The sequence below is a fragment of the Lysinibacillus contaminans genome (assembly GCF_001278945.1).
In the GTDB taxonomy this organism is placed as follows: Bacteria; Bacillota; Bacilli; order Bacillales_A; family Planococcaceae; genus Lysinibacillus; species Lysinibacillus contaminans.
The window spans coordinates 2,407,096-2,419,959 of sequence record NZ_LGRV01000003.1 but is presented as its reverse complement, the minus strand read 5'-3'; the positions used below and the strand labels follow the sequence as shown (position 1 = coordinate 2,419,959).

The 12,864-nt window shown below is 40.1% G+C and carries 10 protein-coding genes; all 10 read left to right on the top strand.

The window, feature by feature from the left end; all coding sequences use genetic code 11:
* Positions 1–290: 290 nt before the first annotated feature.
* The 10 genes from AEA09_RS13885 to carB all read left to right on the top strand — a co-directional run bounded on the left by AEA09_RS13885 (position 291) and on the right by carB (position 12,863).
* Positions 291–1,427, top strand: a complete 1,137-nt coding sequence (locus tag AEA09_RS13885) for an FIST signal transduction protein (RefSeq protein WP_053584430.1) — start codon at positions 291–293, stop codon at positions 1,425–1,427.
* Positions 1,428–1,437: 10 nt separating this feature from the next.
* Complete coding sequence (locus AEA09_RS13880; protein ID WP_053584429.1) at positions 1,438–2,427, top strand: methyl-accepting chemotaxis protein; 990 nt, start codon at positions 1,438–1,440, stop codon at positions 2,425–2,427.
* Positions 2,428–2,633: 206 nt separating this feature from the next.
* A complete protein-coding gene (lspA, locus tag AEA09_RS13875) occupies positions 2,634–3,113 on the top strand; it encodes a signal peptidase II (protein ID WP_053584428.1) in 480 nt (159 codons plus the stop codon).
* Positions 3,110–4,015 carry an RluA family pseudouridine synthase gene (locus AEA09_RS13870; RefSeq protein ID WP_053584427.1) on the top strand — a complete coding sequence of 302 codons (906 nt, stop codon included), beginning with the start codon at positions 3,110–3,112 and terminating at the stop codon, positions 4,013–4,015. The genes lspA and AEA09_RS13870 overlap by 4 nt, the downstream gene beginning before the upstream one ends.
* Before the next feature lie 245 nt (positions 4,016–4,260).
* The gene (gene pyrR, locus AEA09_RS13865) at positions 4,261–4,803 is read left to right on the top strand and encodes a bifunctional pyr operon transcriptional regulator/uracil phosphoribosyltransferase PyrR (RefSeq protein WP_053584426.1); all 543 of its coding nucleotides are present in this window, start codon (positions 4,261–4,263) and stop codon (positions 4,801–4,803) included.
* A 20-nt stretch (positions 4,804–4,823) separates the two neighbouring features.
* Complete coding sequence (locus tag AEA09_RS13860) at positions 4,824–6,113, top strand: uracil-xanthine permease family protein (RefSeq protein ID WP_053584425.1); 1,290 nt, start codon at positions 4,824–4,826, stop codon at positions 6,111–6,113.
* Positions 6,114–6,415: 302 nt separating this feature from the next.
* Positions 6,416–7,294, top strand: a complete 879-nt coding sequence (locus AEA09_RS13855) for an aspartate carbamoyltransferase catalytic subunit (RefSeq protein WP_053584424.1) — start codon at positions 6,416–6,418, stop codon at positions 7,292–7,294.
* 1 nt (position 7,295) lies between these two features.
* Positions 7,296–8,573: a dihydroorotase gene (locus AEA09_RS13850; RefSeq protein WP_053584423.1), complete on the top strand. Its 1,278-nt coding sequence runs from the start codon at positions 7,296–7,298 to the stop codon at positions 8,571–8,573.
* Positions 8,573–9,673: a glutamine-hydrolyzing carbamoyl-phosphate synthase small subunit gene (gene carA, locus AEA09_RS13845; protein WP_053584422.1), complete on the top strand. Its 1,101-nt coding sequence runs from the start codon at positions 8,573–8,575 to the stop codon at positions 9,671–9,673. Before AEA09_RS13850 ends, carA begins: the two co-directional genes overlap by 1 nt.
* On the top strand, positions 9,666–12,863 hold the full coding sequence (carB, locus tag AEA09_RS13840) for a carbamoyl-phosphate synthase large subunit (RefSeq protein ID WP_053584421.1): 3,198 nt from the start codon (positions 9,666–9,668) through the stop codon (positions 12,861–12,863). The genes carA and carB overlap by 8 nt, the downstream gene beginning before the upstream one ends.
* Position 12,864: the final 1 nt, after the last annotated feature.

Below are 12,864 nucleotides of genomic sequence, written 5' to 3'. Positions count from 1 at the left end.
CAATATTTTGTAACTTTATTATTATTTTACATGAAATAGAATAGAAGTATTGAATAATAACAGTGAATTTCAATTAATTATATATATATAACAAAGAGTGGTAGGTGTTTGTCAGTATTCGGTTGTAGGGTATTAGTGCAAGTATTTCAAAGAATAAAAAGCACTTTTGCCATTTTTAGTGTACAAGAAACAATAGAAATCGTTTTTTAGATATTAGGCAAATCGTATTTTATGTTATAATTTGGTAGGATATTAGTAATTCAATTTTGGGAAATGGGTAGGTGAAACTTATGCCACATATTCAATCAGCTTTATCGACGATACGTGATACAACACAGGCATTTCGAGAAGTCAGTGTGCAGCTGCATGCGGATCCTGCGCTTATTCTCTTTTTTGCCAGTACCGTACATTCTTTTGAACAATTGACTATATTATTTCGAGAAACATATCCAAATTGCGAGGTTGTTGGTGTAACCACAACTGGTGAAATTGGACCACAAGGATTTTCGGACCAAAGTTTAAGTGTACAAAGTTTTGCGCAGGAATTTGGACAAATCGAAGCTTTACTTATTGATAATATCGAAAAATATCCTATATTTGACCGAAATAAGCTGATGCACAGTGCGGGGAAATTAGGAATCCGTGTAGAGAGCGAACAGATCAACAAGGAAGGGCTAGCGCTTATTTTTCCAACAGGCCTAGTAGCTGGTGAGGAAAAGATGCTATCCATTGTAAATTCAATTTTCCATCACGATGGTTTTCCTATTTTTGGTGGAACTGCAGGTGATGATGCTAAATTTGTGCAAACAACCGTAAGTTTAAATGGCTGGCAATCTTCTAAGGGTGGTGTAGTCGTTTTCATTAAGCCTAATCTAGATTTTTACATACAAAAAGAAAATATTTTTACAAGTACTGGAATAACACTGAAAATTACAAAGGCAGACGCTGAAAAAAGAATTGTTTATGAAATAAATCATGAGCCTGCTACGAAAGCGTATGCAAGAGCATTGGGTATAAGTGAGCAACAATTGCCACAATATTTTATGACAAACCCACTAGGACGACGCTTTAATGAAGAGTTATTAATTGCGTCCCCATTCCAAGTCGAAGCAAACGGAGCACTAGCATTCTATTGCCAAGTATTTCAGGATGCAGTAGTTGAGCTGTTAGAGCCTAAGGACCCTGTCCAAACCTTGCAAAACACACTTGTTGAATTCACATCGAAATTTGACAAACTAGAGGGCGTACTCGCGTGTAATTGTATTTTACGGAAATTGCAGTTTCAGGAGCAACGTTTATTCCCAGCGTTAAATAATCAGCTAAGCCAATTGCCGAATCTAGCTGGATTTAGTAGCTACGGAGAACAGTTAAACAAATCTTTAATTAACCAAACCTTATTATTAATTGGCTTTGGCAAACGAGGATAGGAGAACGAGCATGCTTAAACAATTATTTATGCGTACGAAAGATGAACAGAGTGAAGAGATACTAAGACAAGAAATTGAAGCCTTAACTTCTGAAGAACAGGGCATGATTTTAACGGGTATGTTTGATTTAATTACGCTGTTAACGACTGCAAATGAAAAAAATGCGAAGGGCGACAGTTTTTTTATCGAACGTATTACAGATATTAAGGAATCGCTTGCATTACAGCACCAGGATTTATATCACTCCAATGAAGGTGCGATGAGAATTGTGAGTGAAGCAGAACGTGTTCATGAAATAACCAATGCTGTAGAAGTACAGAGTAAAGATAATATCCGCTTAGTCGTTGAGGGCAATGACAATATGAACAAACTGTTTGCTCAAATGGAGAAAGTGATGGATGTGTTCAAAGGCTTTGAACATTCGATGCAGGAAGTACAAACGGAAACGAGTAATATTATGGCATTTACTAAAATGATTAGTGATATTGCCGACCAAACGAATCTTCTAGCGCTGAATGCTTCAATTGAAGCGGCACGTGCTGGTGAGCACGGTAAGGGCTTTGCTGTAGTAGCAAACGAGGTACGTAAACTAGCAGAACAAAGTAAAGATGCGCTCGTTCATATTCGCTCTAAAGTAACGGAAATTGTTGACCGAATGGAACAATTATCGACAACGATGAAGCAAGAAGCGCTGATTGTAGGCGAAACACAGGATATGACGACATATACGAAGGCCTTCTTCGAGAAAATTGAGCAATCCGAACAAGCACTTTTTTCGAATATGGCAGCTATTCAACAAGCAACGGATCAAACGATGACAGAAGTGGTTTCCTTCCATCAGCAACTTACAGCAATTATTGAAACAACAAAAGTGTCTATCGAAGGGATAAATGAGTTATACACTTTTTCTCAAGATAAGTTTTATAATGCTAATGATATTACATCGTATATTTCGCAACTGTACTATTTAGCAGAAGCACTACGTCAACAGCGCCTATAACTTCATTCAGTATTTTTTATACCAATAGCAGTGCGTTAAATTCGCAGAGGGAAATATGATTCAAGTAGGACGCCTTCAACGTCAAGTTATAGACGATGAAGGCGTCCTATTAGCGTTTTCATCATATTTTCATGTACTATTAGTTATTCTCGTATGCACTCTTATGGTAGAATAGATAAGATATCGTGCAAACGGAGGAATGGCTTGTGTATAAATACTATGGATTGGCCGCTTTTGCTATACTTTTAGATCAATGGACAAAATGGCTAATTATGAAAAATATGGATTACGGGGAAAGAATTTCAGTGTGGGACCCGTGGTTAGGTATCTTGTCTCATCGTAATAGAGGGGCTGCGTGGGGCATGTTAGAAGGTCAAATGTGGTTGTTTACGATTGTGACAGTTGGCGTGATTATTGCCATCATTTACTTCTATCATAAAGAGGCAAAGGGGAAACCGATTTTCCAAGTAGGATTAATGCTGCTATTGGGTGGTGCAATTGGGAACTTTATCGATCGATTGTTTAGAGGTGAAGTAGTCGACTTTGTGGACGTATTAATCCCGGTTATAGATTATCATTTTCCTATCTTTAATGTTGCAGATGCGGCATTAACGATTGCGGTGGTCGTATTAATGATTGGTTTAATTATTGAGGATAAAAAAGAAAAGAAACAGGTGGAACAATGACAGTAGTAACATATATAATGGAAGAACAACAACAGGGAGAGCGCATTGATAAGGCGGTCTCGAGTGTGCAAACAGAATGGTCACGTACTCAAATTGGCAACTGGACTACAGAAGGTATTGTCAAAGTGAATGGTGAAATAGTAAAAGCTAAATATAAAGTAAAAGCAGGCGATGTGGTAGAAATCACTGTGCCAGAAGCAGAACCATTAGACGTTATTGCAGAAAACTTAGACCTTGATATTGTTTATGAAGATGCAGATGTTTTAGTTGTCAACAAACCAAAAGGTATGGTTGTACATCCTGCACCGGGTCACTTGACAGGTACACTCGTAAACGGCTTAATGTACCACTGCAAAGATTTATCAGGCATTAACGGCATTTTGCGCCCAGGAATTGTCCACCGTATCGACAAAGATACATCGGGCTTATTAATGGTAGCAAAAAATGATGTGGCGCACGTATCATTAGTCGATCAACTTGTGAAAAAGACGGTAACACGCAAATATACAGCACTTGTACACGGGCATATTGCACATGATAAAGGCACTATTGAAGCGCCAATCGGTCGTGATCAAAAAGATCGTCAAAAGCAAGCTGTAGTCGATAACGGCAAGCATGCTGTGACACACTTCCAAGTCATCGAGCGTTTCGGAGATTATACGTTAGTAGAATGCCGTTTAGAAACAGGTCGTACACACCAAATTCGCGTGCATATGAAGTATATTGGCTTCCCACTTGTAGGAGATCCAAAATATGGTCCGAAAAAGACAATTGATTTTGGTGGACAAGTGTTACATGCAGGAGTTTTAGGATTTGTTCATCCTGTTTCAGGCGAGTATTTGGAGTTTGAAGCACCACTTCCTGCTGATTTTGTTCAATTAGTAGACGAATTACGAAATTAGTATTGACAGATCTAAATAGAAATTCTATAATAGCCAAAGTGAATGAACATCTAAACTAAATATTCACCTTTAATGGCAGTCCAGAGAGGCTGAGAAGGTACATGTGATAGTGTTGTGAAAATTTGTGATGCAAATTTTACAACGCCCTATTAAAACACGTATATAACCCTCTCGAGCCATGCGCTTTGAGAGGTTTTTTTTATGGCTTATATGAGCAAACTAAGATTAGAGAGGGGGAGTTAAACATGACAAAAAACGAGTTATTAGATGGACAAGCTATGACGAGAGCATTGACTCGCATTGCACATGAAATCATAGAACGTAACAAAGGAATTGACGAATGTATATTAGTTGGAATTAAGACACGCGGTGATTACTTAGCAAGGCGACTAGCAGAGCGTATCGAAAAAATCGAAGGTAAACCGATCCGTACAGGTGAGCTAGACATTACGTTATACCGCGATGATTTGTCGACGAAGCACGATAATGAACAAGCACATGTTGAACAAGTAGCTATCGACTACGTAGTCACAAATCAGAAAATTATTTTAGTAGATGATGTTTTATTTACGGGACGTACAGTCCGTGCTGCTTTAGACGCAGTAATGGATTTAGGTAGACCTTCGCAAATTCAATTAGCGGTTTTAATCGACAGAGGTCACCGTGAATTACCGATTCGTGCAGATTACGTAGGAAAGAATGTTCCAACATCGGGTACTGAACGAATCGTTGTACATCTACAAGAAGTAGACGGAGAAGATTGCGTCACAATTTACAAAGAAGATTAAACATGAGGAGAGGAAGCCAAATGTCCAAGGCAGTTTTAGACATCAATGAAAAACCAACGCCGGTCCAATGGGTAACATTGAGTTTCCAACATATGTTCGCCATGTTTGGTTCCACAATATTAGTACCACAACTTGTTGGGTTAAGCCCAGCGATAGCCCTGCTCACAAGCGGGATTGCAACAATTATTTTCTTATTAGTTACACAGTTTAAAGTACCTGCTTACCTAGGCTCATCATTTGCATTCATTGCACCTATGTTAGTTGCCTCAAACGGTTTAACAGAGGATGGTGCAAGTGTAAGTCCAGGAAATGCGATGATCGGCGCAATGGCAGTTGGCTTAGTATACGGGATTGTTTCCTTATTAATTTGGAAAACGGGTTATAAGTGGTTGATGCGCTTACTACCACCAATCGTAGTAGCGCCAGTTATTATCGTAATTGGTTTAGGTTTATCAGGCACTGCAGTAAATATGGCAATGAACGTAGATGGTGTATATAACGGCTGGCATTTCTCAGCAGCTTTAGTCACATTATTCTCAGCTATTATTTTCACAGTTTACTTTAAAAATATTTTAAGTGCGATGCCGATTCTTATGGGGCTAATCATAGGATATATTTATTCAGTTTTCATCGGAATTGTTGATTTTACACCGGTAAAGGAAGCGGCATTCTTCGCTTTACCAGACTTCTTAATTCCAGGTGTAGATTATGAAATTAATATAACAGCTAAAATCTTACTAGCGATGGTACCGATCGTTATTGTAACGATTTCAGAACATATTGGTCACCAATTAGTTCTAGGGAAAGTTGTTAATCGAAATTATATAAAAGATCCGGGTCTTCACCGCTCAATTTTAGGGGATGGCTTAGGGACAATAGTGAGTGCCTTTATCGGTGGTCCGCCAAAAACGACTTACGGTGAAAATATCGGAGTGTTAGCAATCACACGTATCTATTCAGTGTATGTCATCATGGGCGCAGCAATTATTGCGATTGTCGTGTCATTCTTCGGGAAAGCAATGGCATTAATCGCAACAATTCCAACAGCGGTTCTCGGCGGTATTTCAATCTTACTATTTGGTATCATCGCTTCTAGTGGACTACGTATGCTTGTTGAAAATAACATAGACTTCGGAAATAACCGTAACATGGTCATTGCATCTGTTATTCTAGTAGTAGGAATCGGTGGTGCGGTGCTTCGATTTACTGAATCATTTGCCATAGAAGGCATGGCGTTAGCTGCCATTATCGGTGTATTATTAAACTTAGTATTACCAGGACGTGACAAAGAAGTTGCAGATTACGATTAATTAAATAAGTAGTACCTTTTAAAGAATTGTCCAGAGAGGCAGAAAAGGGGAAGATGTAGACAAGTAGAAAGGAAGAATGAAGTTCTTTCTTCAACTTGTCACGCCTCCTTATGCCTCGTTGATGACATCAACGAGGCTTTTACTTTATTCAACTTGCTGAACAAAGTAAGCCTTTGGCGGATGCCACAGTTGTTTTTTACGCGAAAGCGTAGCGGCACTCGCAAATGCGCCAAGGCGAATTTGATTTAAGTAGGGGCGTCATACATAGGCGTTCATGACACACAATCTTATGGGGGTACATGATGAAAAACTTATTATCGATGGAACATTTAACAAACGAAGAAATTAACCACATCTTAGATCGTGCGCAGGCTTTTGAAAATGGAGAAGCATCATCATTATCTCGCACATACAACGTCGCAAACCTTTTTTTTGAACCGAGTACACGTACGAAAACGAGCTTTGAAATGGCAGAGCGCAAAGTTGGTTGTACGGTCATCCCTTTTGATGCAGGTTTCTCTAGCATGACAAAGGGTGAAACAATGTATGACACAGTAAAGACTTTAGAAATGATTGGTATGGATGCAGTAGTTATTCGAGCAAAAGAAGATGAATTTTACAACGAACTTTTAGAAGGCATAAACGTTGCTATCATTAACGCAGGAGATGGCGCTGGCCAACATCCGTCACAATCACTACTAGATCTTTACACAATCAAAAAAGAATTCGGTTCCTTTGAAGGGTTAAATGTTACAATCGCAGGAGATGTCTCGCATAGTCGAGTTGCTAAATCTAACGCAACAGCATTACAGCGTTTAGGTGCAAATGTACGATTCCTTTGCCCGGAAGATTGGGCAGGCGAGTTTGAAGCACATCACTCTTGGGATGGTTTGATTGATACGAGCGATGTCATTATGTTACTACGTGTGCAGCATGAACGTCATAAGGTGAATAAAAGCTTTTCAAAAGAAAGTTACCACGAAGAATTCGGTTTAACAATTGAACGTGAAAAGCAAATGAAGGAAACGGCAATTATTATGCATCCTGCACCAGTTAATAGGGATGTTGAAATTGCGTCAGAGTTAGTAGAGTGCGAACGTTCTAGAATTTTTGATCAAGTACGCAATGGTGTATTCGCGCGTATGGCGATTGTTGAAACGATTTTAAAGGAGAGAGACTAACATGAAAAAAGTACTTCAAAATGTTCAAGTAGTAAATGAACAGAGCGAATTAGAAACAGTAAATGTAGCCATCGAAAATGGAAAAATCACAGCAATTGGCGCAGATGTAACACTAGACGGCGCAGCAATAATTGAAGGTAATGGACACTTATTATCACCAGGTTTTGTTGATGTACATACGCATCTACGCGAGCCAGGCTTTGAGCATAAAGAAACAATTGCAACAGGTACAGCTTCGGCAGCTAAGGGCGGCTTTACAACAATTTGTGCAATGCCAAATACAAAACCAGTACCAGATTCAGTAGAAAACATGGAGCTCATCAACGGCCTTATTAAAGAAAGTGCAGTTATACGTGTGCTACCATACGGTTCACTTACAAAAGATATTTCTGGTGAGGTTCGCACAAGTATCGAGGAGTTAAAGGCGCAGGGCGCGGTTGCATTCTCGGATGACGGTGTTGGTATCCAACTTGCATCAACAATGTATGAGCAAATGAAGGAAGCAGCGAAGCATGATGTTGTTGTTGTTGCACACTGTGAAGATAATTCGCTAATTTACGACGGTGTAATGCACGAAGGGACACGAAATGTAGAGCTTGGCTTGCCGGGTATTCCGTCAATTTGTGAGTCTGTCCAAATTGCACGTGATGTACTGCTTGCAGAAGCAGCAGGTGCTCGCTATCACGTATGCCACGTATCAACGAAAGAATCTGTACGTGCAGTGCGTGACGCAAAAGCAGCGGGTATCCGTGTAACTGCAGAAGTTTGCCCACATCATCTTCTATTAGAAGAAATGGATATTCCATCAGATGATGCAAACTGGAAAATGAACCCACCATTACGCGCAAAAGATGATAAAGATTCATTACATGCGGCGCTACTTGATGGCACAATCGACTGCATCGCAACAGACCACGCACCACATACAGTTGAAGAAAAATGCTGTGGTATGGTTGGAGCACCGTTCGGTATTGTAGGATTTGAGACAGCATTTCCACTGCTTTACACGCAATTTGTGGAAACAGGTAAGTGGACATTAAAGCAATTAATCGATTGGATGTCTGTCAAAGCGGCACAAATTTTCGATTTACCATACGGAACATTGGAAGTTGGCGCATCAGCAGATATGATTCTGATTGATTTAAACAAAGAACAAACAATTAATGCAGAAGGTTTTGTATCAAAAGGCCGTAACACACCATTTAATGGCTGGGTAGCAAAAGGTTGGCCAGTAGTAACGATTTTCGAAGGCAATATCGTATACCAGGAGGCAGAATAATGAAAAAACGTTTACTTATTTTAGAGGATGGCACAGTATTTACAGGCATAGCGTTCGGTAGCGAGCGAGCTTCACAAGGTGAGGTTGTATTTACAACAGGCATGACAGGATATCAAGAAACGATTTCAGATCCATCATTTTATGGACAAATCGTCACGTTAACATATCCACTAATCGGTAACTACGGTATTAACCGTGATGACTTCGAATCTATCACACCAGCAATTCGTGGTTTCGTAGTACGTGAACTTGCAAAAACACCGTCAAACTTCCGTTGTGATTTAACGCTAGATGCATATCTTACATCAAAAGACATCCCTGGGATTGAAGGGATCGACACTCGTAAATTAACACGCATCATCCGTAACAAAGGGTCAGTAAAAGCAATCCTTACAGCAGCTGATGAAGAAGTAAACGTAGATGAAATCGTTGCTAAATTACAAGCAACTCCAGCAATTACACACCATGTACGTGAAGTATCACCAAAAGCAGCATACCCATCACCAGGACGTGGAAAACGTGTTGTGGTAATTGACTATGGTATGAAGCACGGGATTTTACGTGAATTAAATAAACGTGATTGTGACGTACTTGTTGTACCTTACAATACACCAGCAGAAGAAATTTTAGCGTGGCATCCAGATGGCGTTATGCTATCAAACGGCCCGGGTAACCCTGAGGACGTAGAAGAAGGCATTGATACAGTGCGTAATTTAATCGGAAAAGTGCCAATGTTCGGGATTTGCTTAGGTCACCAAATTTTCTCACTAGCAAGTGGTGCGCGAAGCTTTAAATTACCATTCGGTCACCGTGGAGGTAATCACCCAGTAAAAGATTTACGTACAGGTCGTACAGATATAACATCTCAAAATCACGGCTATACAATCGACATTGAGTCATTAAAAGATACAGATTTAGAACTAACACATGTCGCTCTAAATGATGGTACTTGTGAAGGGGTTCGCCATAAGAAATACCCAATCTTCACTGTGCAATATCACCCAGAAGCATCACCAGGTCCAGAAGATTCAAATCACTTGTTTGACGAGTTTATCGAAATGATGGAAGTAGAAGCAGGGAAGGGGAAACAACATGCCTAAACGTACAGATATAGAAACTATTTTAGTAATCGGGTCAGGCCCAATCGTAATCGGACAAGCAGCAGAATTTGACTACGCAGGAACACAAGCTTGTCTTTCATTAAAAGAAGAAGGCTACCGCGTTATTTTAATTAACTCAAACCCTGCAACAATTATGACAGATACAGAGATTGCCGACAAAGTATATATCGAGCCAATTACGCTTGAATTCGTATCACGTATTTTACGTAAAGAACGTCCAGATGCCATCCTACCAACACTTGGTGGACAAACAGGTCTAAACATGGCGATCGAGTTAGACGAATCAGGTATTTTAAACGAATTGAACATTGAAATTTTAGGGACAAAATTAGATGCTATCCATAAAGCGGAAGACCGTGACTTATTCCGTAACTTAATGTATGAGCTAGGTGCACCAGTTCCTGAATCAGATATTATTCATAACATGACAGAAGCTTATGCACTTGTTGCTCGTATAGGTTACCCAGTAATCGTACGCCCTGCATTCACACTTGGTGGTACAGGCGGCGGAATTTGCTATAATGACCAAGATCTAGAGGAAACTGTAACATCAGGTTTAAAATATTCTCCAGTGACACAATGTTTACTTGAAAAATCAATTGCTGGCTATAAAGAAATTGAATATGAAGTAATGCGTGATGCAGCGGATAACGCCATCGTTGTATGTAACATGGAAAACTTTGACCCAGTAGGTATTCATACAGGTGACTCAATCGTAGTTGCACCGACACAAACACTTTCAGACCGTGAAAACCAAATGCTACGTAATATCTCATTAGACATTATTCGCGCCCTTAAAATTGAAGGTGGCTGTAACGTACAGTTAGCATTAGATCCATATAGCTTTAACTACTATGTAATCGAAGTAAACCCACGTGTATCACGTTCATCAGCGTTAGCATCAAAAGCAACGGGTTACCCAATCGCGAAACTTGCTGCCAAAATTGCTGTAGGTCTTACACTGGATGAAATCAAAAACCCAGTAACAGGTTCAACATACGCTTGTTTCGAACCGGCACTTGACTACATTGTCGCTAAAATCCCACGTTGGCCATTCGATAAATTCGAATCAGCTAAACGTAACTTGGGTACACAAATGAAAGCTACTGGTGAAGTTATGGCACTTGGGCGTACGTTTGAGGAAGCAATACTTAAAGCGGTACGTTCTCTAGAAACGGGTCATGTACACATAGAGCTAAAACATGCAGAAGAAAACACGGATTCTTGGATTGAAAAACGTATCCGTAAAGCAGGAGATGAGCGCTTATTCTTCATCGGAGAAGCACTTCGTCGCGGTGTGACAGTCGAGCAAATCCATGAATGGTCGGCAATTGACTTATTCTTCTTAAATAAACTAAAAAACATCGTGGATATGGAGCAAATACTTGCGGACAATAAAAACGATAAAGATATTTTACGCACAGCAAAACGTTTAGGCTTCGCAGATAAAAAAATCGCAGAGCTATGGGAAACGACGCCAGAAGCAGTATATGCTTACCGTAAAGAGACTGGTATTATTCCAGTGTACAAAATGGTAGATACTTGTGCAGCAGAATTCGAATCAGAAACACCATACTTCTACGGCACATATGAGGAAGAAAACGAATCAATTCGTTCTGAAAAACCTTCAGTTGTCGTACTTGGATCAGGTCCAATCCGAATCGGTCAAGGGGTAGAATTCGACTATGCAACAGTACACTCTGTATGGGCAATTCAAGAAGCGGGTTACGAAGCAATCATCATCAACTCAAACCCTGAAACAGTGTCAACAGACTTCTCAATCTCAGATAAATTATACTTCGAGCCATTAACAATCGAAGACGTAATGCATATCATCGACCTTGAGCAACCAATCGGTGTTGTCGTACAGTTCGGTGGTCAAACTGCGATTAACCTGGCAGATAAGTTAGAAGCATACGGCGTGAAAATTCTAGGTACAACGCTAGAAGATATCGACCGTGCAGAAAACCGTGATAAATTCGAGCGAGCATTACACGAAATCGGTATTCCACAGCCACTTGGTAAAACTGCTATTTCTGCTGAAGAAGCGATTGTAATCGGTAAAGAAATTGGTTTCCCAGTACTTGTTCGTCCTTCTTACGTACTTGGTGGACGTGCGATGGAAATCGTTTATAACGAAGAAGAACTACAACATTATATGGAACATGCGGTAGATGCATCTCCAGATCATCCAGTACTTGTAGACCGTTACTTAACGGGTAATGAAATTGAAGTAGACGCAATTTGCGACGGCGAAAATGTGTTAATCCCAGGTATTATGGAACATATTGAACGCGCAGGGGTTCACTCTGGTGACTCAATCTCTGTCTACCCACCACAAAAGTTAACACAAGAACAAAAAGATACACTAGTTGACTATACAACTCGTCTAGCAAGAGGTCTTGGTATCGTAGGTCTAATGAACATCCAGTATGTCATTTCACAAGGTGAAGTATTCGTGATTGAAGTAAACCCACGTTCTTCACGTACAGTACCATTCTTAAGTAAAATTACGAACATCCCAATGGCTAACATTGCGACTAAAGCGATTCTAGGCACATCAATCGTAGAACAAGGCTACCCAACTGGTTTAGCGAAAGAGCAAACTGGCGTATTCGTTAAAGTCCCAGTCTTCTCATTTGCGAAATTACGTCGTGTTGACATTACACTCGGCCCTGAAATGAAATCTACAGGGGAAGTAATGGGTAAAGATTCGACGCTTGAGAAAGCCTTATACAAAGGTTTAGTAGCAGCGGGCATGGAAGTTCGCACTGAAGGAACAGTATTATTCACGGTATCTGATAAAGATAAAGAAGAAGCAATTTCATTAGCAAAACGCTTCTCAACAGTAGGCTACCGCATCGTAGCAACAGAAGGTACTGCAAAAGTATTCGAGGATGCTGGCGTACGTACAGATGTAGTGGGCAAAATCGGTGCAAAAGGGCAAACATTATTAGACTTGATCCAAAACGGTGAAGCACAGCTTGTTGTCAACACACTAACAAAAGGTAAGCAACCAGCACGTGATGGCTTCCGTATCCGCCGTGAATCAGTAGAAAACGGCGTACCTTGCTTAACTTCACTTGATACAGCTGAAGCAATGCTACGTGTTATTGAATCAATGACATTCACAGCAGAACAAATGCCAAAAGCGGAGGTAGTACACTAAT